The sequence below is a fragment of the Oceanobacillus damuensis genome (assembly GCF_001618145.1).
In the GTDB taxonomy this organism is placed as follows: domain Bacteria; phylum Bacillota; class Bacilli; order Bacillales; family Amphibacillaceae; genus Oceanobacillus; species Oceanobacillus damuensis.
Map to the genome: position 1 here is coordinate 18,569 of NZ_LQNF01000005.1, position 23,575 is coordinate 42,143.

The 23,575-nt window shown below is 41.9% G+C and carries 17 protein-coding genes; 3 read left to right on the forward strand and 14 right to left on the reverse strand.

The window, feature by feature from the left end:
• Window positions 1–20: 20 nt before the first annotated feature.
• Genes A4245_RS06310 through A4245_RS06335 form a run of 6 tightly spaced genes read right to left on the reverse strand, consistent with a single transcriptional unit; the run spans window position 21 to window position 5,739 of the window.
• Window positions 21–1,022 carry an amidohydrolase family protein gene (locus A4245_RS06310; protein WP_067726809.1) on the reverse strand — a complete coding sequence of 334 codons (1,002 nt, stop codon included), beginning with the start codon at window positions 1,020–1,022 and terminating at the stop codon, window positions 21–23.
• 46 nt (window positions 1,023–1,068) lie between these two features.
• The gene (locus A4245_RS06315; RefSeq protein ID WP_067726811.1) at window positions 1,069–2,085 is read right to left on the reverse strand and encodes a VOC family protein; all 1,017 of its coding nucleotides are present in this window, start codon (window positions 2,083–2,085) and stop codon (window positions 1,069–1,071) included.
• 46 nt (window positions 2,086–2,131) lie between these two features.
• Complete coding sequence (locus A4245_RS06320) at window positions 2,132–3,160, reverse strand: NAD(P)/FAD-dependent oxidoreductase (protein ID WP_067726813.1); 1,029 nt, start codon at window positions 3,158–3,160, stop codon at window positions 2,132–2,134.
• A 27-nt stretch (window positions 3,161–3,187) separates the two neighbouring features.
• Complete coding sequence (locus A4245_RS06325) at window positions 3,188–3,667, reverse strand: aromatic-ring-hydroxylating dioxygenase subunit beta (RefSeq protein WP_067726815.1); 480 nt, start codon at window positions 3,665–3,667, stop codon at window positions 3,188–3,190.
• A complete protein-coding gene (locus tag A4245_RS06330; RefSeq protein WP_067726817.1) occupies window positions 3,664–4,938 on the reverse strand; it encodes an aromatic ring-hydroxylating oxygenase subunit alpha in 1,275 nt (424 codons plus the stop codon). The genes A4245_RS06325 and A4245_RS06330 overlap by 4 nt, the downstream gene beginning before the upstream one ends.
• Window positions 4,939–4,962: 24 nt before the next feature.
• Window positions 4,963–5,739: an SDR family NAD(P)-dependent oxidoreductase gene (locus tag A4245_RS06335; RefSeq protein ID WP_084268707.1), complete on the reverse strand. Its 777-nt coding sequence runs from the start codon at window positions 5,737–5,739 to the stop codon at window positions 4,963–4,965.
• 334 nt (window positions 5,740–6,073) lie between these two features.
• Between A4245_RS06335 and A4245_RS06340 the strand changes: the two genes are divergently transcribed.
• Complete coding sequence (locus A4245_RS06340) at window positions 6,074–6,949, forward strand: LysR family transcriptional regulator (RefSeq protein WP_067726818.1); 876 nt, start codon at window positions 6,074–6,076, stop codon at window positions 6,947–6,949.
• A 422-nt stretch (window positions 6,950–7,371) separates the two neighbouring features.
• On the opposite strand, the gene A4245_RS06345 is transcribed toward A4245_RS06340, so the two are convergent.
• Genes A4245_RS06345 through A4245_RS06370 form a run of 6 tightly spaced genes read right to left on the reverse strand, consistent with a single transcriptional unit; the run spans window position 7,372 to window position 12,681 of the window.
• A complete protein-coding gene (locus A4245_RS06345; RefSeq protein WP_067726820.1) occupies window positions 7,372–7,563 on the reverse strand; it encodes a 4-oxalocrotonate tautomerase in 192 nt (63 codons plus the stop codon).
• 31 nt (window positions 7,564–7,594) lie between these two features.
• A complete protein-coding gene (locus A4245_RS06350) occupies window positions 7,595–8,383 on the reverse strand; it encodes a 2-keto-4-pentenoate hydratase (RefSeq protein ID WP_067726823.1) in 789 nt (262 codons plus the stop codon).
• A 40-nt stretch (window positions 8,384–8,423) separates the two neighbouring features.
• Window positions 8,424–9,449: a 4-hydroxy-2-oxovalerate aldolase gene (dmpG, locus tag A4245_RS06355; RefSeq protein WP_067726825.1), complete on the reverse strand. Its 1,026-nt coding sequence runs from the start codon at window positions 9,447–9,449 to the stop codon at window positions 8,424–8,426.
• A 12-nt stretch (window positions 9,450–9,461) separates the two neighbouring features.
• Entirely contained in the window at window positions 9,462–10,352 is an 891-nt protein-coding gene (locus A4245_RS06360; protein ID WP_067726827.1) for an acetaldehyde dehydrogenase (acetylating), read from the reverse strand.
• A 57-nt stretch (window positions 10,353–10,409) separates the two neighbouring features.
• Window positions 10,410–11,204 carry a 2-keto-4-pentenoate hydratase gene (locus A4245_RS06365; RefSeq protein ID WP_067726829.1) on the reverse strand — a complete coding sequence of 265 codons (795 nt, stop codon included), beginning with the start codon at window positions 11,202–11,204 and terminating at the stop codon, window positions 10,410–10,412.
• Between the two features lie 10 nt (window positions 11,205–11,214).
• On the reverse strand, window positions 11,215–12,681 hold the full coding sequence (locus tag A4245_RS06370) for an aldehyde dehydrogenase (protein WP_067726831.1): 1,467 nt from the start codon (window positions 12,679–12,681) through the stop codon (window positions 11,215–11,217).
• A 309-nt stretch (window positions 12,682–12,990) separates the two neighbouring features.
• On the opposite strand from A4245_RS06370, the gene A4245_RS06375 reads away from it, so the two are divergent.
• Window positions 12,991–13,776 (forward strand): IclR family transcriptional regulator, encoded by a 786-nt coding sequence (locus tag A4245_RS06375; protein WP_067726833.1) that lies wholly within the window; start codon window positions 12,991–12,993, stop codon window positions 13,774–13,776.
• Window positions 13,777–14,342: 566 nt separating this feature from the next.
• Here the strand turns inward: A4245_RS06375 and A4245_RS06380 are convergent.
• Window positions 14,343–15,137 (reverse strand): DUF2935 domain-containing protein, encoded by a 795-nt coding sequence (locus A4245_RS06380; RefSeq protein ID WP_067726835.1) that lies wholly within the window; start codon window positions 15,135–15,137, stop codon window positions 14,343–14,345.
• 672 nt (window positions 15,138–15,809) lie between these two features.
• Window positions 15,810–21,338, reverse strand: a complete 5,529-nt coding sequence (locus A4245_RS06385; RefSeq protein WP_067726837.1) for a pullulanase — start codon at window positions 21,336–21,338, stop codon at window positions 15,810–15,812.
• Window positions 21,339–21,801: 463 nt separating this feature from the next.
• On the opposite strand from A4245_RS06385, the gene A4245_RS06390 reads away from it, so the two are divergent.
• Window positions 21,802–22,869, forward strand: coding sequence for an alpha/beta fold hydrolase (locus A4245_RS06390; protein WP_067726839.1), 1,068 nt, complete (start codon window positions 21,802–21,804; stop codon window positions 22,867–22,869).
• Window positions 22,870–23,575 lie beyond the last annotated feature (706 nt).

The window sequence follows — 23,575 nt, forward strand, 5'->3', positions numbered from 1 at the left end:
AAGCAGGAGAACCGTCTCCGTTACTCTATATTTAAAAATTTCAGTGCATTAAGTCCGTGGATTTTTGCTTTTTCTTCTTCATTTAATGTTGTTAATTGATCAACAACGTTGCCTGATGGAATCTCCCGCAGCAGGAAAGGGTAATCCGATCCGGCAATGATGCGGTCTGATCCAAATCTATCAATCATAAACTGCAGGTTATTTTCATCATAGACAAGCGAATCATAGTAAAGCAGTTTCGCATAATGACTTGGAGCTTTCTCGGTCTTCCTGATCTGCGGCCATACATTCCAGCCCTTATCCATTCTGGGCAGTAAATACGGTAACGAACCGCCTCCATGCGCAAAGCAAACTTTTAAATTCGTGTTTCTGTCCAGCATACCGCTCATAATGATGCTTCCTGCTGCCAAAGCGGTTTCAGATGGCATTCCGACCATGTACATGAAGTTATGGCGTGGCATTCGCTCTCTTCCAAGTGTTTCCCATGGATGTACAAACAATGGCACTCCTCTTTCATTTGCAGCTTGGAAAAATTGCTCCAAGGTTTCATCATCCAGATTCTTGCCGTTTACATTACTCCCTATTTGAATCCCTTTTAATCCTAGCTCGTCCATGGCTCTTTCCATTTCTTTTATCGCCAGGCTTATGTCCTGCAAAGGAACCGTGCCCAGCCCAATAAACCGCTTAGGGTTTTCATTGGTAATCGATGCAATAAAATCATTTTGGAATCTTGCCAGTTCCAGGCCTTTTTCGGGATCTGACCAGTAACTGAAGGTAACTGGGATCGGTGATAAAACCTGGATATCAATGCCTTCTTTATCCATATCACTTAATCTTTTTTCTGTATCCCAGGCCTGATCAGTTATTTCCCTGAATTTCTTTCCCTTCACCATAATATTGGCACCGCATTCACATGTTCTTTCCAAAATTGGCCAACGGTCATCTTCATATTTTTCCGCTAAATCCAAAAATTCCTCTGCTATGATATGGGTATGAAAATCTACTTTTAAATTTCGCTGCACAAGTGAACTCTCCCACCATTCCGAATTTTTATTTTCCCTGCAATCATTATTCTCCTATTTTCGCCCCATACGTTAAATAGGTTTCCGGTGGCGTGCTTCCCCACATTTCCAGTCCCAATTGACCAATTTCAGAAGACCAGCCAATAGGTTCCCAATCCGGTGAAAACATGAGAAATCCTCCAGTCCAGATTTCCACCCGATGTCCCGATGGTTCGAACACATAGATGAATTGTGCTCCACTAGTTCCATGCTTACCAGGACCCCACTCAATTTTTATATCATTCTCTGCCATGATATTTGCAGCACGAATCAGTTCATCACCAGAATCCAGGTAATAGGCTAAATGGTGGAATAGGGCACCATTCTGATTGGAGTTTCTCATCAAAGCAATTTCGTGGGCAATATTCGTTCTGCTTAACCATGACCCCAATCGGACATCCTCTTTATTCTGAATATAGTATCGATGGTGAATACCAAGCAAATCCGTCCACCATTCCTGTTCCTTACTCACATCATTCACCATTATATTTACATGATCAAAACGGCGCGGAGCCACTCCTCTTGCCGGATATTTGCTTGGATGGCTGGGCAGTTTGGAAATCAGTTTTGGATCGTTTGTTACAAATTTATCCTTTTCCCAATACAATTCAACAGGCAATCCGGCAGGGGATTTAAAATGAATGGCGTCCCCCAGCGCTTTCTTTTGGCCGCCTTCTACCCATTTAAAATCAATATTCATTTCCTTTAATTGTTTTTCAAATAGTTTAAGAGATTCTTCGGAGCTCACACGCCAGCCTATGCGGTTTACCTCGGATTCATTGGATGCTTTTAAAACAAGTGTGTGATGATCAAAATCCTGCCATGCTCTTAAATAAGCGCGGTCGCCCTCTTCTTCTGTGAGCACAAGGCCCAGAACCTCTGTAAAAAACCACAATGATTTTTCAAAGTTCGTTACACTGATTTCCACATGCCCGAGATGTGCCACGGTACGCAGTAATTTTTCCAGTCTTACCTGTGTTGATTCCTCACTTAAACTAAAAATATCTTCCTTCACCTTAGACATACCATTTCCTCCTAATTAGCTGTATATTTTTCATTGCATTTATTCTTTAATACGATACTGCCTCTTTTTTATTCCGTTTTTCCTTCCTGCTCATAATCGAGGTGCTATGCGCGCCATGCAGGGATTCATCCGGATTAATGTAAACCTTTGCATTACTGACCGCAATAGGTGCCTCCCCAAAACCGGTTGCCATTAATTTAACCTTCCCCCCATATGTGGAAATATCTCCAACGGCATAGATGCCCTCTATACTTGTTTCGGCTCTGGAGTTTACCAGAATCGAATTGTTCTCAATATTCAGTCCCCAATCACTGATCGGCCCTAAATTGGAAACAAACCCATAATTCACAATATAATCATCTGCAGCGAGCTCCACCATCTTATCGCCTTTGGTTTCTTTCAGTTTAATGGTCTCAATGGTTGACTCTCCCACTATTTCATTGGGAACGTAAGGTGTTAAAATTTGCACCGAAGAATCCTTCAGCTGTTGAACACTATGCTCATGCGCCCGGAATCGGTCCCTGCGATGCACAATGGTAACGTTTGAGGCGATTCCATCGAGCATCAATGCCCAATCCACCGCTGAATCTCCTCCACCGAAAACAACCACGTCCCTATTTTGGAAATCATCCAAGCTTTGAATCCGATAATGCAGATTCGACCCTTCGTATTTTTCCTCGTTCTCCAGTTTCATGGTTCTTGGCTTAAACGCTCCGTTTCCAGCTGTTATGATGATTGTTTTCGAATAGTGTATTTGACTATTGGTCTTGATGATGAAAATATCTTCTTCCTTGGTAACCTCTTTTACTTCTTCATTCAAGCAAACTTCATTTTCGAACTGGCCCATCTGTTCAGTCAGCCGGTTCACTAAGTCGATTGCCTTTATTTTTGGGAATCCAGCTACATCATAAACGTATTTCTCAGGATAGATTGCCGCAAGCTGGCCGCCGAGCTCAGGCAGACTTTCTATAATTTTCACACTTGCCTGGCGCATACCTGCATAAAAAGCGGTAAACAACCCCACTGGACCACCGCCAATGATGGTTATATCATAAACTTTTCGTTCCTTATTCATCCTGCATACCTGCCTTTCCGTAATCCTCTATAAAATCAAGCTGATCTTTCCTTGAGGTCTTAAGCTGTCTAAGTGCAGGATCACTTTTTTGCTTTTAATCGCAAGCTGACCATTCTGCTGTACGATTTCAAATTGCTGTCTCCCAACAAAACTGTCCAGCACTTCCCTTTTTGTTCGGTATGTTGTAAAATTGCATTCCGCTTCAATAACTTCCTGATCCAACTTATCAACGATAATATTATGATAGTTTCGGATGGTAGTAGAGTGCGGGTATTCTACATGCGCTTCCTTCTTCAGTAGCCTTTCTGCCCTGTCCTGCAGTCTTGTGCGGCTATCATGGATATAGAACAACGAATTTACCGGACTTGCTTCCGGTTCACCAATCGGCGGTACAATATAGGTCCCATCGTCGGTAAACAATTCCGCCCACTCTGTCAATTTCCATTCATCCAATAATTTCGCTTCTTTATATAGAAAGTCAACTACATCTTGGCGTGTGACTGTCATTTATGTGCAACCTCCTTTTGAAGGACTGGCTTTAGTATCTTGTTATATTGCCTCCAGAAGCTTCTCATTTGCAGTTCATCTGTTGCCAAAGCACCATCTTCCCTTCCCATTCCTTTGGAAATATCATTCCATTCAACTTCCTGATTGTTGTTGTAAGCTTCCTGGCATAGTTCCAGTGCTTCATTATCGTCCGGCGTAGCGAAACCGCCTGGTCCTAGGAACTCTAGGAAGTTGTTGTTTCTGGCCAGTCGATGTCCTTCATCTTCTCCCTTAGGTGCCAGTGCATAACCGGAAACCTCCATATAACCCGGAGAAGAAGGGTAAAAGGTTCTTGCCGTAACAGCCATAATGTCATTAATGACCAGGTTAGGGAAAATAAGAATATTACGGTTGTAGTTAGCAATCCGTTCTGCTCGCTGCTCCCCATACCGTTCAATTAACCTTGCTTTCATATTCTCCATATCTCTTTTCAGATTTTCATCCCATATTGGTGTCCATTGTGCAACTGGCCTTCCCCATGGAGCCACATATTCGATGACTGCATGCCCATTGCCTAATTCAACGCCTTTTCCTTCCAATTGTACCCGCTTGAGATCAGGATCCTGAGATTGCTTAATATCAAAATACGTCTTGTGTGTAGGCATTCCATGATATAAATCAACACTATTTTCTGCCAGAAGCTTCCAATTGGCTCTCACACTGTATTCCTGTACTCCACCCAGGACCTCCATGCCAAATTCCGACTGGTCTACTACCAGATCAATATATTCTTTTGCATTTCCTAAATATTCATCTAGAGAAATAGCGTTATCGTCAAAGTTAACAAACAAAAACCCACGATAGCTCTCCATTCGGTTAACCGCTTTCATGTTTTTCGTTCCTTCTGCATTAAAATCTTCCGGAAAACCATCTTTCCCTGGCATCCCTACCAATTCCCCATCATTTTTAAAGCTCCACGCATGATAGAAACATCGGAAAACTCTCGAATTTCCTTCGTTTTCCCGGCAAACGAGCGCACCGCGATGTGGGCAGGTATTATATAGAGCCCTGATTTCACCATCCTGGCTGTGTACAAGCAATAAGTTACGGCCACCTACTTTTTTGCGTCTGTAATCTCCTGGTGTAGGAACTTCCGTTTCGTGGCCGATAAACAACCAGCATTTGTTAAATATTTCAGCTCTCTCTTGGGCTAATACTTCGCGATCAGTAAAAACACTTCGATGAACAAGAAACTCACTTTTTTCCATATTTTCCTGAATCAAATTATTCATAAAAGCTCCTCCTCTAATTATGTGTTAAAGCATGTTGCTTCCACCATTCACACTAATAACCTGACCCGTAATAAAGCTCGCCCCATCCGTTGACAAGTACCAGACAGCATCCGCTACCTCCTCCACTGTCGCAGCTCTCCCTTTGGGAATAATTTCGATATATTTATCCACTAACCGGGAATCCCTGTCTCTTATCCTGTCCAATGCTTCACAGTCAACAGCAGGTGGTGCAACAGTATTTATCGTGATATCATCTTTCGCAAACTCCCTCGCCAGCCCGGTTGTCATTGCATGGACGCCACCTTTTGCAGCATTATATGCCGCATGGTCCCATAAACCATTTCTCACTGAATCTGCACCAATATTGATAATTCGCCCATACCCGGCATCTACCATGTGTGGCAAAACCTTGTAACAGGACCAAACCGCTGTCCACAGATTCCTATTGATTGTTGTTTTCAGAGTTTCAGGAGTCTGTTCCAGAAAAGGTAAAATGACACCTCCGCCAGCATTATTTACCAGAATATCAATCTTTCCCCAATTACTGATTGTTCGCGTAACCATTTCCTCCACATTCACTTCTTCTGAAAGGTCTCCAGCATAGTAACTGACCTCTGAATTTGTCAGCGCTTGCATTTCCTCGGCTGCTTTCTTTGTACGTTCCTTGTCCGTACCGCTTATTAATACATTTGCACCTGAATTGGCGAGCTTCAATGCAATCGCATAACCAATACCACGAGCAGATCCTGTAACAACAGCAACTTTTCCTTCTAACGACTCATTCAACAATTTATCTCCCAATATAATCCCTCCCTTTCTTCATTTTGTAAGCACTTACATGACGCAGCAGGATTTACGCCTGCTCAAAAATTCCAACCTCTGTTTTCCTGCTTACATTTATTATAAAAGTCACATTCTTCAGATACCAATAGAATTAAATTTTGTTTTAATACCCTTTTCAAAAAATATTTTATAATCCAATTTTTCTGTTATCAGAATTGACAACACCTATTTTTTTCACCTATTATTAATATAAACAAGCAAGCTCTTCCCCTAATTACAGCAGTTTGTAAACGCTTACTATATCTCTTTTCATTTAAATAATTAAAAATAGTATAATCCTGGAGGAAATAAAATGAATGAAAGCCAATTACAGACCTTCCTTACTGTAGTCAAATATAAAAGCTACTCAAAGGCGGCAGCCGCCCTCCATGTTACCCAGCCAACAGTCACATCCCGAATCAAGGCCTTGGAGGATATTTTGCAATGCGAGCTTTTTGAAAGAATTGGTCATGAAATCTTCTTGACTAAAGAGGGGAATATGCTTGTTGAGTATGCCAAAAACATTCTGATCTATATAAAACATTCCAAAGAAATTCCAAATCTGGTTAAGGACCCTGTTATAAAGGTTGGTTTTTCTCCCGGCTATGCCTATTCTTTCATTGTGGAAGTACTGAAAACAATTAAGGAAATTGGCGATATAGACATTCAGATTCTGGAAGGATACGATTCGGTAGATTTAAATGAAAGGGCTTTATCTGGAGAAGTGGATTTGATCTTTACGAGGAATGTTCTATCAAACAATCAGGACATTGTTTCTGAATATCTGTTTGATAATCACATTGTGCTTGTCCTCCCAAAAAATCATCATCTAAATCAAAAAAAGCCGATCCATCTGGAAGACTTACATGGTCAAACTGTAATAAGCTACAGACGGAATTCTGCATTGTGGAGGTTGATTGATCAACAGTTAATGGGAGTCCAAAATATCACACGAATCGATGTGGAGAATAATGAAATGCTTGTACAAGCCGCTCAAAATGATATAGGGATTGGCATCACTCCTGAACTGGGCATTGATAAACGATACAATGATGAGGTGGAAATCCGTAAGATCACTGAAATCTACAATATACCAAATCAGGTCTATGTCCAATACCGTAAAAGCTCCCAGATAAGAGACCTTGCCAAAAAAATCACCTATTCCATCATCAGCCATAAATATGGATAGAAGCATGGGGACCTCAAAGTTTCCGACAAAGGAAGCAATAGAGTCCCCATGCTTTTTATTAAAAAAAAGAAAGTATAAATTTTTGGCAGCAAATAACCTTTACACATAAACAGCCGCGTCCAGCTCCGGTTCCTAGAAACTCCTGTCATAAGCAATGGACATTCCAAGCGCCAAAACCATGCGCTTTCCAGTCCCTTGCTTATGCATGCGTTTCTGAACAGTCACCTCCGCTTTTGATCGTCCAACTCCAGCGCCTACCCCCTCGAGGTCTTAAGTAGAAACTACCTGTGGCAAAGAACGCCACTGGTAGTTTCTACTTGGGCCCACAGGACGTGGGTCAGTTCGGCGTTGCCACAGGATGTGGTGTTATTAGCCGAACTTCCTTTTTTGTCGGGGGTGATCAAGGCGCTTGCGCTTTTGTTCTATCTTCCCAATTTTTTTGCTGATGTGCCACCAATTGCCCAGTTTGTTTTTGGCACTTCAGAGACAATAACACGTATATTTTCTTTTGGAGCATCCAATGATTCACTGACGGTTTCAGTGACATTTTTCATTAGCGTCTCTATTTTCTCGGGAGACCTGCCCTCCATAATTTGGATATTTACAAGCGGCACTTGCTTTACCTCCCTCTATTAACTAATTTGGTTATTCTTTCACAAAAAAAGATACATCGCCTAAACCACCATATTTCGCCTGTACAAAATCTCCCGGTGACAGCCGAACAGCAGCTGTAATCCCACCGGTTAAAATGGGCTGGCCAGCTTTAACTTTTTCTCCTTTTTCAGCCAGCATATTGGCAAGCCTCGCTACGGAGTTAGCTGGATTTCCCAGTACCGCCGCCCCTGCACCCAATGATTTAATTTCGCCATTAATGGACAAAGTGACACCGACAACATCCAATTCCAATTCTTCCGGCCTTCTCAAATAGGTTCCAAAAACAGCTCCTGCAGCAGATGTGTTGTCTGCAACCACATCAGGCAACGTGAAATTGAAGTTCTCATAGCGGCTGTCAATAATTTCAATGGATGGGAAAACATACTCTGTCGCCCTTAATACATCAAGAGGAGTAATGCCCGGCCCCTCCAAATCCCTATCCAGAATAAATCCAATTTCAGGCTCTACCTTTGGATGGATATAGTCAGCTATGGAAATGGAATCCCCTTCTTCCACAACCATATAATCAAAGACATAACCATATATCGGGTTATCTACATTCATTTGCTTCATCTTAGCTTCACTGGTAATTCCCATTTTCGGACCAATGATTTTATGTCCTTCTTTCAATTTCTCACGGATCAGTTCCTCCTGCACGAGATAACCTTCCTCTATAGTAAGCTCCGGGTATAGTTCCGCTGTTATTTTCGTGATTTCCCGTTTTTCTTTTTCAGCATTGTGTACATAAGTGGTCAGTTCTCTAATCAGATCTTTATCCATATCCTCACTCCCCAGTATCGTGCTTCCTATTTGACAAAAACTATTTCGCCGGCGTAACTGCAGTTTTTGAAAGTTCTGCTGCCACATCGGTTATCATATCTTCCTGTCCCCCGACTATTTCCCTTTTGCCTAATTCAACAAGGATATCTCTGGAATCCACCGAGAATTTTTCAGATGCCCGTTTCGAATGCAGCAGGAAACTGGAGTAGACCCCTGCATACCCCAATGTCAGGCTGTCCCGGTTAATTTCCTGTGGTTTCGGCAGAATCGGCGCAATAATGTCCTCGGCTATGTCCATCATCTTGTACGTATCCACACCCGTAGGTATCCCCATTTTTTCCAGGACAGCAACCAGTACCTCTGTTTGTGTATTGCCGGCACCTGCCCCTAGACAACGGATACTCCCATCAATCCTCGTAGCACCTTCCTCAATCGCTGCCAATGTATTCCCCATTGCCAATGATAAATTGTTATGCCCATGAAAACCTATGTTAACCTTTAACTCCTGACGCAGCGCTTTAATCCTTTCCTTCACTTCATGTGGCAGCAGCGCACCAGCAGAATCGACAACGTAAACGGTATCAGCACCATAGCTTTCCATTAATTTTGCCTGTTCAACCAGTTTATCAACCGGTGCCATATGGCTCATCATCAAAAAGCCAACCGTTTCCAATCCTAACTCTTTTGCCGTTTCAATATGCTGCTTGGAAACATCTGCTTCTGTCACATGTGTGGCAATCCGTGCCATTTTTGCCCCCAGATCTGCAGCTTTTTTCAAATCATGGATTGTACCGATGCCGGGAAGCAGCAATACTGCAATTTTCGAAAAATCCGTAACGGAAACAGCAGCTTCAATCAATTTAAGTTCATCTGTTTTCGATAAACCATATTGTAAGGAAGAACCTCCAAGTCCGTCTCCATGTGTAACCTCGATGTATGGAACACGCGCCTCATTCAGAACTTTTGCAACCGATGTCACCTGGTCCACCGTATACTGATGGCTTATCGCATGACTTCCATCCCGTAACGCAACCTCGGTAATTTTAATCCCCGTTTCATTAGCCATATTCATCCCTCCTTAAGCCTGTTTTACTGCAGGCTTTTCACGATTTTTTGCAAACTCTTCCGCCACTTTTACAGCAGCAGATGTCATGATATCCAGGTTACCGGCATATTTCGGTAAGTAGTGTCCTGCCCCTTCAATTTCAAGGAAAACGGTTACTTTATTTCCGTCAAAAATTGGCTCTGTCCGCAACGTATATCCCGGCACATAAGCTTGAACCTTTTCGACCATTTCGTTAATCGAGTTTACGATTTTTTCTTCATCCATTTTATCTTCAGCTACAATCGCATGGACTGTATCACGCATCATGATAGGCGGTTCGGCAGGGTTAAGGATGATAATTGCCTTTCCTTTTTTGGCACCGCCAACCAGCTCAATTCCTTTAGCCGTTGTTTCTGTAAATTCGTCAATGTTCGCCCTTGTACCAGGTCCGGCACTTTTGCTTGCAATGGTGGCAACAATCTCCCCATATTCCACTTCTGCCACCTGATTAACCGCATGAATGATCGGAATAGTAGCCTGACCGCCGCAAGTAATAAGATTGACATTATCCGCATCTAAATGCTCGCCCAGGTTTACGGGAGGTACAATAAACGGCCCGATTGCAGCCGGGGTCAGATCAAGTATCCGTTTGCCAAGCTGTTTGGCGACTTTTGCATTGTGGATATGCGCCCCTGCACTTGTTGCGTCAAAAATAATATCCACCAAATCCGGCTGATCCAATAATCCTTCCACACCATTATCAAATACCTGAAGTCCCAAATGTCTGGCATGCTGCATGCCGCGTGAGGAGGCATCAATACCCATCATTGCCGTTAATTCCAGCACGTCTGATTTTGTTAATTTCACCATTAGATCAGAACCGATGTTACCTGAACCAATTATTCCAACCTTTACCTTCTCCATCCATTTTCCCTCCTTTGTTTTGTTGCAGCACAATGCTAATCCCGCTAATGCCTATATTCATACCGTAAAAGAAACGTGTACTTCACCAAGGTCGGCAAATTTAGCATAGAACTCATCTCCCGGCTCCGCTTCCACTGCAGCTGATAAAGCCCCGGAAAGGATGACCTCGCCTGCTTTTAAAGGAATATGATAGTCTGCCAGTTTGTTGGCCAGCCATACTACACATTTCACAGGGTCTCCCAAAGCGGCTGCTCCGACTCCCGTATTTAACAGCTTGCCATTTTTATAGAGTGCCATTCCCATTTGTTTCAAATCTACATCCTCAATCTTTAATGGTTTCCCGCCAAGCACATATAAACCGGAAGAAGCATTATCAGCAACCGTATCTGCCAAAGTGATCTTCCAGTCCTTAATTCGGCTGTCTACAATTTCAAGTGAAGGAACAACTGCATCGGTAGCTTTTATTACATCAAGAGAAGTAACGTTCGGTCCGACTAAATCTTCCTTTAGAATGAAAGCTATTTCCCCTTCCACCTTAGGCTGAAGGACCCGTTTAAAGGAAATGGATCCGCCATTTTCGCACTCCATCCCGTTCAGTAAATGTCCATAGTCAGGTTCATTTACACCGAGCATTTCCTGCATCGCTTTTGAGGTCAGACCGATTTTTTTGCCGGTGACCCGCTGTCCGTTTTCAAGGTTTCGTTCAACGGTATGCAATTGTACCTGATAAGCATCATCGATGGAGAGTTCAGGATCCAGCTCCGTAATGGGCTGAACCCCTTCCCCTTTATTCCAGGCATCAGCTAAGTGCTTTGCGTGGTTTTCTATTTTCGCAGTATCTTCCGTTTTCATAGATATCCCCCTAAAGTTTGACTGTAACGTTTGTTAACTCTGAATAGAAGTCAAAGCTGTGTGCGCCACCTTCACGGCCGATACCGCTATGTTTCATGCCGCCAAACGGGGTACGCAGATCACGAAGAAACCAAGTGTTCACCCATACCATACCAGCTTCAATTTGTGCAGACAAGCGGGTGGCACGTTTGATATTGCTGGTCCACAAGCTGGAAGATAAACCATAATGGGTATCATTGACCTGATGCATTACCTCTTCCTCTGTGTCAAAAGGTGTGACCGTTACTACCGGTCCAAAGATTTCCTCACTAACACATCTCGAATCATTTTCCAGACCTGTTATAATAGTTGGTTCCACGAAGAAACCTTTATCTAATCCCTCTGCGACCTTCCCGCCAATCAGAAAGTTTCCACCCTCTTCTTTTGCGATATCCAAGTAGCTGAGCACCTTCCGATAATGTTCTTCACTGACCAGTGCACCAACTTTTGTTTCGGGATCGAATGGATCGCCTACCTTTAATTCCTTGGCCCTTTCTGCAAACTTTTCCAGGAATTCATCATAAATCGGACGTTCCACATAAATTCTTGAACCGCACAGGCAAACCTCACCCTGGTTGATGAAGCTTGATTTTAAAGTGGTCTCGATCACATCATCCAAATCGGCATCGGCAAAAATGATATTTGGATTTTTGCCGCCAAGTTCAAATGACAATTTTTTCAAGGTTGGTGCAGCAGCCTTCATAATGGTACTTCCTGTCACCGTTTCACCTGTAAAGGCAATCGCGTCGACATCATCATGGGAAGTAATCGCTGCTCCTGTCTCACCAAATCCATGGACCATATTGACAACCCCATCCGGCACACCTGCATCCGAGCATATTTGGGCTAAAACGGTGGCTGTCATTGGCGTTACTTCAGATGGCTTCATGACGACTGTATTTCCCGCTGCAAGTGCCGGCGCAAGCTTCCAGGTCATGAGCAGCAGCGGAAGATTCCACGGATTAATCAATCCAACAACACCAACCGGACGACGCACCGCATAATGGATAGCAATATCATCCTGTTGGTAGGATTCCGTTCCTATCGAAGTCATATAATCGGCAAAGAAATGGAAATTATAGGCGGCCCGATCAATATCAACCTTTTTGGAAAGCCATATCGGTTTACCGGTATCGAGTGATTCCAATGCTGCCAATTCATCTTTTCTTTCCAAAATCAAATCGCCAACTTTGCGGATTATCGCCGAACGCTGTCTTAACGGCATGTTTCCCCATTCACCTTTAAGTGCCTTCCTTGCGACACGTACTGCTTGATCAACGTCTTCTTTTCCTCCTTCTGCAACGACTCCCAATACTTCTTCGGTTGCCGGATTGACATTTTCAAAGTTTTTTCCATTGTTTGACGTTACATACGTACCATTGATGTAATGTGAACAATCAATTGGTTGTACTTCTGTTCTCGTTTCAGTAGTTTCCATTGTGAAAGCCTCCTGTTTTTTTCGGAAAGTGTTTAACATTTCCGGGATTAATCCAAAGCCAAAAGGAATCTGCTTTAAAAAGATACAGTAAAACAATTCACCATCAGCTTTAACTCCATTATAAGTTTGGAAAACAACCTTCGAAAGTCCACAGTTCCTCTATACGCAACAAAACATAAATAATTTAAAATAATTTGTGAATTTTATTTAGAAAACGCATTCAATATTGTATAATTACTATAATATCAGGATATTAACCTGAATTTATATGTTCCTTTATGCAGAACTAATTAAAAAGAGGTGAAAGATATGCCAAAGAAGAAAAGTGAACCACAGACCCTTTCTTCCGTTAAAAACGCTTTACGTATTCTAAAGAGCTATTCCACGTTCGAACCGGCAAAGAAAGTCAGCGAACTCGCTGAATCACTTGGCCTGGCGAAAAGTACAGTCAGCCGCTTAATGGCAACGCTCGCCAGTGAAGGGTTTGTGATAAAAGATCCAAAGACCAACGCCTACCGTCTCGGCATTTCCGTTCTTACGCTTGGCGGAATTGTAACCAACAATCTCGAAATCCATAAGGAAGCTGCACCCGTTCTGTATAAATTGGTAAACGATACTGGAGAAACCGCACATTTAGCCATCATGGACGGGCTGGATACCATTTATATCCATAAAGAGGAATGTCAGCACCCGGTTCGTATTTTAACGCACGTCGGAAGGAGGAACCCTTCCTATTGCACCAGTTCAGGGAAAGTGCTGCTTGCTTTCAGTGAAGAACATATTGTAGAAGATGTCATTCAGAATGGATTGATTCCCTACACAGAGAATACCATTACCGATCCAAAGCGTCTGTGGGAGGAACTCAGCATAATCCGGGAACAAGGATATGCAGACAGTACGGAGGAGTTGACAGAAGGAACAAAATCGGTTGCTGCACCGATACGGGATTACACAGGAAAGGTTGTCAGTGCTGTAAACGTCGTCGGGCCCATCCAGCGTATGAAGGAGCATAAGCTTCCACATATTGCTAAAAAGGTCATGGAAGCCGGGAAAGATGCTTCAGCAAGATTAGGATATGATGCAAGGTATTTCTAGGTGCCTGTCACTTCCCGGTTTTTGTTGAAATTTGTCGAATTACTTAAAGTTTCGAACGAACAGTGCTGAACAGTGCCAATCCCTACAAAACTTAAACGAGGGGAGATTGGCACTTGAATTCTGAACTTTTACCGCATGCTCTATCCCAATGAAGATGAACAGTGCAATTAGGAAAAAAGTTTATCGAATATCATTGATAGATTAACAAGTAAAGGAGAATGAATAATATAATATTAAAAGTAATTCTTATACTCCAGTCAATTTTCTTGTTGCAATAAGATAGGTGCTTCTATTAGCTGGTTTAGCTAAAAAATAATAGTAGCTGGGACATAACTAAAAGCAACATTACTAAAAGCAGATGGTTTCAAGATAAGCAAGCTTTTAGAAAACTTGTTTGTCACCAAACCTTTGGTGACAACCTTAGTTGCACTTATGCAGGTTGGCAAGTTTATAATTTCCTACCTTCTAATAAAGAAAAATCCGAACTCATTCGAATTCTTACTGAAGAATTCTGAATCATAGTTCGGACTTTTCTATAACTAAAACCCTTTTGTCCCAGCCTCATTTTACTGATCTGATCTTGAAAGATGAGCGTCAAATAAATCTATAATTTCCAAAAATCTCTCAGCTTCTCTAAATGTATGATCTGCTAGGAGTGGATGAATGTTACTTTTAATACGACAAGCCTCAATTAAATCTCTTGCTGTTTTCTTAAAGTCTCGTAAGGAAACTACTGAAACTCTGTTTTGATCCAAAAATTGATCCAGTATTGGAACAGTTTCAGAATGCGGGCGCATGGAGTCTAAATCTACAGCTTGGAAAACCAGTTGATCAAAATCATGGCTAAATTCTCTTGCCTGTTCTACCAGCTTTCTTTCGGAAGGATCTAAAAGATGTCCGATAAATTTAGAATGGTCAGCCATAATCCTTAAGTAGAATAAATTTTCTTGAATGATGGTATCAGGTTCAGGGGCAAGTTTTCCTTCGTTGAGGTCTTTTATTCTATTGGCAAAATAAGCTGCTTCTCTGCTGATGTGGTCAACTAATAATGGAAAGTTATTTGATTGGATTTCACAACGTAAAGTTAATCCTAAAACTTTTCTTTTGTAACTCCAAATTGCAACAGCAGCTTGATAAACCTCACTGTTAAAAGCTTGAACTTGACGTAAATCCGAATTCACAGTAAACCTTGCCAACTTTTCTTCTATTCGTTCAAAAAGAGTGATGAACTGTTGGGCTTCTTCAATCAATTGGTTCTGCTCATAGGTAAATCCCAAGCTTAAAAATAAAGCGTGCTCCTTCATAATCCTAGACCAAAAATGAATTTCATCCAAGGATCTCCTAACGATTAGATTCGTCATTACTCCCCTCCTTGCTTCACACTTCCTCCCTAAATATATGTATGTGAATTTGTCCTTATTCTTGCTTTTCTATAGAACTATTTGGTATTATTTCGCTGCTTTTTCAGGTTCTTGGCCACTTAGTTAGATCATTTGAATCTAACTTACTTCTTAACCTAAATGTTTACTTTAAGTACACTTTTTCATAATATCCCATAATAATTTTTAATTATTTATATAGATTCAGTTACACGTACATAATTAAGTAAGTCTTATACACCGAAAAACCCCTTCAGATAAAAAATCCAAAGGGGCAAAGCTACGCAACTTATTTAAAAGGTCCCAACTTCATTCAAACCATCTCATCTTTTATATACAGCGTGACTTTAATTCAAACCAACGTTTAATGGTGAAAAAATACAATAGATATCCTTTCAGGTGGAAAAACAAGGGGATTATTATTAAGAGAGCTCACAAAGAATTTTTCTATATTCGCCAATACCACCTATATGTGTTCTGTTCACCACTGTTGGAATATAAACTGTCCCTCATCCTGCAACTTAATATGTCCTGAACTCCTTTTTCGCCAACCCATATCCCTTGTACGCTTTTATCCATACTCTCCATATCATTTCCAACATCTTCCTATCCACAAACTGAACTAAACTTCTCCCCGAGCTTTTTCTTAAAGGTTTATTCTACTCCTCCTACTTTAAGAATTAACGCGGTTAAAGCATCAATTGTAATCTTGTCTGGAAACAATTCAAATCCAGATGGGTCTGTCACCTCTGTAATACCTGATTCATCACTGTCAACAATTACTTTCCCTTCCCTTAAGTCATAATCAGTAAGGGTCAGTGTACGTTCTTTATCATCCGCATTGATGAAGACATAATATGCTTCTCCCCCGGACGCTTCAGCGCGGTAGCCAATAATCAAATCCTGCTCCTTTATTTCTGGAGCATCGATTTTCGTCACGTTGGCATTCACTTCATCTCTCGTACCCAATGTAAATGCATCGGTGGAACGTCGCAATTCAATGAGCCCCTGGGTATAGTTTCTTGTCTGTGTATGGATTGGGTAGGCTTCTGCATTTGTCGCTATTTCCCAATCAAACTTATTCACGGCATCCGACGAGTCATACGAATCATGAATGAAATATGGATACTCAAATGGGTTACCCTCTGAATCAGTCATAAATGTCGACTTGTATGGCGGCTGATCAACAGGTTCCTTGTAATCTTCATGCCGGAATTGCTTTGTACGTCCATATTCCTGACCGGCATGGAGGAAGGCTGTTCCTTGTGATGTCAACACAATGGTGTTCCCAAGCCGAATGCGTTTATGGATCTCTTGTTCATGGTCTTTCGGATCTTTCTTAATCGACTGCGCAATAACGTCATGCAGTGTCAAATTGTCATGTGCGGCAATATAAGATACAACATCGCCGGGGTCATCTGCCAGGAAATTATGCGGATTAGCTGTGACATTATCGAAAATCTGCTGGATATTCCTTGGCCCGCCGGTCAGAAAGCGTGGTTCCCCTTCAGAACCAAAACCAGACTTCAGTTCATTTCTTATTTCATCGGAAAATGATGCAACGCTTTCTGTATGCTGCATCCAATCCTGATCTGCCGGTATGACATCTCCGCCATTTTCATCCCCTGCATACGTTCTCCATCCCTCACCAATCATGATGATGTTCGGATTCAGTTCTTTTGCTTTGTCATATGCCAGTTGGATTGTTTCGGCATCATGGTCTCCCATCATATCAAATCGGAATCCATCCACTTTAAACTCATCCACCCAATACGTAATCGAATCAACAAGGACTTTTCTCGCCATTTCATGTGTCGTACCAAGACGTCCTCCTCCAAAACTTTCTCGCGGAGTGCCATCTGCATCCATAAAATGGTAGTAATTTGGCTCCAGATTTTCAAAAATATCCACTTTTGCTGTATGGTTATAGACGACATCAAGGACGACACCCATATCACGCTTATGGATTTCCTTAATCAAAAACTTAAATTCTTTAATTCGTTGCTCGGCATCATCCGGATCTTCCGAATACATGCCTGTCAATGAAAAATAACTATGTGGGTCATAACCCCAATTATAGTTGTTGCCAGTAGATGAATAATCAAGCAATCTCTCACGTTCATTTTCATTCACATTATAATAATTCATTACTGGGAGCAGTTGAACATGGGTAACACCTAATTCCTCCAGATAATCCAGTTTCTCAATAAATGCAGCGAACATTCCAAACTCGGAGTTCAGGTCATCCGAAATGCTTAGATCGGATGTATAGTCACGGACATGTGCCTCATAAATGATGGCATCCTCACGTTTTTCGAATCCGTCAATATCTGCGTAACGGAGTGTCGGTCCAATTTTTGATGGATCGACGATAGCTGCTTTTCCAACCGCAACTTCATCTGCCGTTTCGACATTCCATGTTGCCATTGATTTTGCATATGGATCCAGGGCGAATACCTTTTCCCCATTCCGCTCCATTTCGTAATGATAATAATATCCGGTTAGATTAGGAACACCGGTATTGCCTTTATTCAGGGTGACCTCCCAGACGCCATGATCACCTTTTGTCATCGGGACAGGATTGCCAACAACTTGATCTTGATCATTTTTATCGTACAAAATGACTGATACATCATCCGCACTTGGCGACCAAACCTTTAACGTAGCGGATTTATTTTTGTTCAAGGTCGCTCCCAGGTCATCGCCATTATAGCTGTATAACTCATCGGTAAGCTTATAGCTCTTATTCACCTGTACCGACTGGTTCATAAAAGCAGCAAGATATGGTGCATGTTCCACATCAAAAGATCCTTCCAGATGAACGGTCTTACCATCCTCATCCTTTGTAATCGCTCTTATTTCCACATCATTTCCGTCCTTATCCTTCAACGCCATTCCTTCCCTAAGTTCCTGTTCGGAAAAGTCAGCAGTAGAAGAAAAAGTCAGTTCGATTCGGTCTAAAGCAACGAGTTCACCATATTGTATTCCTTCCTCAAAGATATAATATGGATTCGTATAAACAGTATCATCCCCCTCTTTTAAGAAAATTTGGTTATGCACCTCTAGCTCGGCAAAAGACATATCTTCCGTTTGACGGCCGCCATTTTGTCTCTCCACCAACAGGAATCCGATTTCTTCTGCATGTTCAGCAAGATTAACATCGACATATGCACCGTATTTTCCTACTTGGTCATTTGAAAATGCATGGGCACCCATAGGCCAGTTTTCGCTTGGCTCGACTACATCGCCCCATGTCCAAACCCCCCATGGCTCATAGACATTTTCTCCACTCATGTAATTGATTCGCAATTTGTCCAGACCGAGATCAGCCGGTTCATATACCGATAGCTGTCCTTCTTCCGATAACCAGATTTCATTCATTTCAGGTGCCAGAATATCAACGAAAATATCAGAGGTCACATTGGAGCCATTCGAATGGTTAACAAGCATTCCAACTGTCTCTGCACCTTCTGAAAGCTTGATGTCGACATAGGCACCATAATCGGTTCGAGGATTATCCGTGAATGGAGAAGCCCCATAAGGCCAGCTCCCATTTTGATCTGATGGTGTCTCCACATCTCCCCAGAACCATAGTCCAAGTCCTGTAAAATCATTGTCTGGCCGTTCATAATGAACCCTCAGTGTGTCCTCTGGAATTTCTTCCGTTTCCTGTATTCCATCACCAATGATTTTCCCATTTGCAGCACTCAGTAGCACAGTCCCACCATCAGCCAGTGATGGCAGTGTGACGGAAATCGTATGATTACCATCTGCTCGATACACGTCACCCGAGTAATGGTCCGTCACGATGGTTTCTTCCGAGTCCACAGCCAATGTTACTTCTTTTTCATCGTTTGAGACATTCATGCCTACATACACGGAATCTTCCTGATGGGTGCGTTCAGCCACCAGAAATTGTTCCGCATCCGATCCTGCAATGTCGTCTCGTGAACCACGTGAAAGCACCTCAGAAAATTCTTCCCTGAAATCCAATACCTTTTCATAATGCGCTAAAATGGCATTATCTTCCGTAAGCGCCCAATCCATGTTGTACCGATTATCCTGGAATGGGTAGTTATGCTTCCCGCTCAAGCCAAGCTCTTCCCCATAATAGATTACCGGCTGACCTTTCGCCGTGAGTTGCAATGTGGCTGCTGCTTTTAACTTCCCTTCATCACCACCAACGGAATACAAAAATCCGTCTTCATCATGACTGCCGAGAAATTGTCCGAGCGTAGCCGTATTGGATAAGCCGCCGTTTCTGCTTTCAAGGAGTTGGTTCGCATCCTCCATATCGCCATTTACAAAATCCCTGGCAATAGTCTTGAACTCAAAATCGAGCAGGGAATCCATTTCTCCTGTCTCTAAAAAACCAAAGTCTTCATGCTGACTTGCTCCCCATGCCTCCCCAATCATTTTGAAGGAAGGATCTTCAACTGTCAGTGCGTTCTTAAATGCTTTCCATGTCGTGTGGTCGACATGCTTGACTGTGTCCACTCGGAAATACGAAATCGCATTGCCATTTTCCGTTCGTGATTTTGCAATCCAGTCTTTTTGCCAAGCAATTACCTGTTCCCGAACTGCCGGGTCTTCTGTTATAAAGTCCGGAAGCCCTGCCAGTTCCCCTGTCACCTCATCACTGCCAACATCACTTCCCTGTCTTAGAAGCGAATTGTACAATGTTCGCTCTTCATCAGACGGATATCCTGCAGGCTGTTCGGCTTCCGGAAGCTCCCCATCCATTTCCTTCAACCCATAACCGGTATGATTGAGAACAACATCAACCATAATTTTCATATCGCGGGCTGCCGCTTCATCAATCAGCTCATGCAAGTCTTCGATATCTCCAAAATGTGGATTTAAATTCTCGAAGTCACTACCCCAGTAGCCATGGTAACCATAGAATGGCTGATCCGGATAAGCATCCTGAGTATTGTAACGGACATCATATCGGATATTTTCTACAATGGGACTGATCCAAATCGTATTGACCCCAAGTTCATCCAGATAATCCAATTTTTCAGTAATCCCTTGTATATCACCACCCTGGTATGTCCCATGTTTACTTGTATCATAATTTAAACCATAGGGGGCATTGTTCGATTCATCCCCGTCAAAAAATCTATCGGTTAAAAGAAAGTAAATGACTGCTTCATCCCAATCAAAGTCTTCGCCGTCTGCAAACTGACGTGTCTCAACTTCTATCGTTACTGTCCCGTTATGTACGTTGCCGAATTCATCCACGACAGTCAGCGGGATTTCCTTTATGCCGGCAGGTACATCCTCTTTGACAGCAATTGTCATTTCATTTAGTTCTGGGTCAATTTTTAATTGCTCAGGTCCACCGAGTGATGATGTATCGGCAAAAATTTCCCGGACCCCGGCACCGGTCTCATTTTCGATATCCAATGATAGAACTGCATTTTCATTATAATCGATTGTTTGAGGAGATATCGTCCCAGAAACAGCCATATCCACTGCTAGATTTTTAATGACAGATTCCTCATCATACGGATCGGTTACTTCTTCCGTTTTACCTTCTTTCGTTACCAGAAATGAATAGGTATAGGTGCCTTCCGGAAAATCGGCATATACATATTCATAGCGTTCGTTCGCATCATCATACGTCATTTCAAATGTATCGCCTGCAACCTTCAGTTCTACTTTTCCCAAGCTATCCATCTGATCATTTAGATACAAACCGGAATCACGATAATAGAACGTTGCATCTCCATTGTTCATCTGTGCCCTTGGAATTTCAGGAACAATATGAACTTCCTCATCTCCCTGTCGGACAGATACTTTGGTGATTGCTTCCTGTTGATTCATCTGGATGAACCGATCGATATGCTGGCCGTTTGGTTCACGGTCACTCCAATCTTTTTTACGAACAATAAATCCTATTTCCTTGGTAGAAGGAGCTACCTCAATAAAAGCTGTTGCGCGTCCATTTTCAAATTCGGTAAAGTCAATATTATCCTCCAGGACCCCTGTATTCCAAACCCAAACATCCCAATCATTGTAGTTCCCATCCTCCCGATCATACGTCAGGCGGACAACCCGGGTATCCGAATTCGAATCTGCATAGGCCTGCTGAATGGGAATAAACGGCAGTGTGACACTTAATAGCATCATAAAAATTAGAATTAAGGCAGTAAATCGGCGCTGTAAATTGTTGTGCATCACATTTTCCTCTCCCTTCCTGTTTTAATTCGTTTCTATTGCAAAGCGCAATTGCGCAAACGTTTGCATTAACAAGAATAAAAGTAGATTAATATTTTTCAATTATAAGTTGCAACAATTGCAAACGCTTTCTTGTATTATTACACACTCCTTTTCCGTAATCAACATAAATTTAGTCGACTTTAGATTATTATAACTATTCAAAAAACACATCCGGATAATAAAAAGTACACTATTAAACTATCTGGCTATAAAAAGAATTTTTTCATACACTTCCAATTTATTCGGGTACTCATCAGCTTTATGAATAACCTTTCCATTGGCCAGAGGAATCAGGTCACCTTCCACAAATGTAAAATCCAACCCTGATTATTGACTTTTCTCAATACTGGAATTAATATGAAATTAGAGTATAAATATCTTTCAGTCACCAATTTCAACAGAAATGAAAGGGGTTACATAAATGTATAAAAACGACTTTTACACAAAGGAGATTCACGGCGATTACGAGATTTATAATGTAGGTGATTTTGATTTAGAAGATGGTGGGAAAATACCTGATTGTAAATTGGCATACAAAACTTTTGGAGAGCTGAATGAAGCGAAGGATAATGTGATTGTCATACCTACTTGGTTTTCTGGGACAAGCAAAGATTACGAGATTTACATTGGAGAAGAAAGAGCACTGAACCCAACAGAGTACTTCATTATCATTATTAATCAAATTGGCAATGGACTCTCCAGTTCACCACATAATAGTCCCGCTCCGATTTCCATGAGTGATTTTCCGAAAGTCAGAATAGCTGACGATGTCCGTGCCCAACATCAACTGATCACGGAGAAATTCGGAATTAAAGAAGTAGCGCTTGTAGTCGGTGGGTCTATGGGGGCACAGCAAACGTATGAGTGGGCAGTAAGATATCCAGACATGGTAAAACGTGCTGCTCCTATTGCCGGAACCGCTAAGAATACCATTCATGATTTCCTGTTTACCCAAACATTGATGGACGCCATTACCTCTGACCCCGGCTGGAATAATGGGAACTATAACTCCAATACAGAAGTGGCAGACGGTTTAAAAAGGCATGCAGATATCTGGTCAGTGATGGGATTGAGCACCGAATTTTATCAGCAGGAAAAATGGACCCTTTTCGGCGTTGAATCTGCAGAGGAATTTGTAACGGGATTTCTCGAGCCCTTTTTTCAAGGAATGGACCCGAACGCTTTACTGACGATGGCCTGGAAGTGGCAGCGTGGAGATGTCAGCAGGATGACAAATGGTAACCTTAAAGAGGCGCTTGGCAGAATTAAAGCAAAAGTATTTGTGATGCCAATCGATGAAGATATGTTTTTCCCTCCAAGAGACTGTAAAGCAGAGCAAAACATGATTCCGAATAGTGAATTAAAGGTCATCCATAGCATCGCTGGACACTTTGGATTATTTGGCGGTGAAGGCTCTTATTATCATGATCAGATTGATAAACACCTTCATGAACTGCTTGCCACTCCAGTTGCGGATGGAATTTATTAATTAAATTTACTAGTGCCTGAAAAAGTCAGTCAAACTTCGGACTGACTTTTTTAATGGCTTCAGGGTCACGGGAAGCTGATCTGTCTCGATTCAACCTCTATAAATCCCACAACAGTTGCACCACTGTGAGAGTGCTTGCTGGATTCGTAAAGCGCTGGGATACTAAAAATTCCCTTTTTCTAATAGGGGTATTACGCTGTTATAGTTTATTTTATCGTGGTGGGCGGTTGACCATCTTCCTATAGAGGGGAGGTGGTAAGATGACGACATAAGAAGCTTTAAATCTAGTAGCGCAATTTAGTCTCATATAGCGGTTCTGTCTTTTATTGTATCTATTGTCGTTTTTTTACACAAAAAGAAGTAACCGCCCACTCTGACTAAGATGGCGATTACTTCTTTGTACAACATCATAACTTGGTCTTCCGCTCATTATGCGGTTTGTAGTTGCCGGTACTGAGTAGTTACAGCTACTCAGTATCTTATTCTTATTATAGAATATATTTATTTCATTATACTGTCAATTTATTGGAAACATATAAATGCCTATACAACCGACAACGTTTTTTCAGCGATGGAGCTTTTTCGGTAAAATAAAATTCAAACCAGTTATTAATCGAATAGGCTACCCGATAATATCATTAGACAATGTCAAACCAAAACAACCCACTTATTCAATGCTCTGTTTTATTTTTCATGAAGATGGATA

Excerpts from the sequence above, each read along its gene's own strand:
- A4245_RS06315 (WP_067726811.1), bottom strand. The coding sequence starts at position 2,085 with ATGTCTAAGGTGAAGGAAGATATTTTTAGTTTAAGTGAGGAATCAACA.
- A4245_RS06320 (WP_067726813.1), bottom strand. The coding sequence starts at position 3,160 with ATGAATAAGGAACGAAAAGTTTATGATATAACCATCATTGGCGGTGGT.
- A4245_RS06325 (WP_067726815.1), bottom strand. The coding sequence starts at position 3,667 with ATGACAGTCACACGCCAAGATGTAGTTGACTTTCTATATAAAGAAGCG.
- A4245_RS06330 (WP_067726817.1), bottom strand. The coding sequence starts at position 4,938 with ATGAATAATTTGATTCAGGAAAATATGGAAAAAAGTGAGTTTCTTGTT.
- A4245_RS06340 (WP_067726818.1), top strand. The coding sequence starts at position 6,074 with ATGAATGAAAGCCAATTACAGACCTTCCTTACTGTAGTCAAATATAAA.
- A4245_RS06350 (WP_067726823.1), bottom strand. The coding sequence starts at position 8,383 with ATGGATAAAGATCTGATTAGAGAACTGACCACTTATGTACACAATGCT.
- dmpG (WP_067726825.1), bottom strand. The coding sequence starts at position 9,449 with ATGGCTAATGAAACGGGGATTAAAATTACCGAGGTTGCGTTACGGGAT.
- A4245_RS06360 (WP_067726827.1), bottom strand. The coding sequence starts at position 10,352 with ATGGAGAAGGTAAAGGTTGGAATAATTGGTTCAGGTAACATCGGTTCT.
- A4245_RS06365 (WP_067726829.1), bottom strand. The coding sequence starts at position 11,204 with ATGAAAACGGAAGATACTGCGAAAATAGAAAACCACGCAAAGCACTTA.
- A4245_RS06370 (WP_067726831.1), bottom strand. The coding sequence starts at position 12,681 with ATGGAAACTACTGAAACGAGAACAGAAGTACAACCAATTGATTGTTCA.
- A4245_RS06375 (WP_067726833.1), top strand. The coding sequence starts at position 12,991 with ATGCCAAAGAAGAAAAGTGAACCACAGACCCTTTCTTCCGTTAAAAAC.
- A4245_RS06380 (WP_067726835.1), bottom strand. The coding sequence starts at position 15,137 with ATGACGAATCTAATCGTTAGGAGATCCTTGGATGAAATTCATTTTTGG.
- A4245_RS06385 (WP_067726837.1), bottom strand. The coding sequence starts at position 21,338 with ATGCACAACAATTTACAGCGCCGATTTACTGCCTTAATTCTAATTTTT.
- A4245_RS06390 (WP_067726839.1), top strand. The coding sequence starts at position 21,802 with ATGTATAAAAACGACTTTTACACAAAGGAGATTCACGGCGATTACGAG.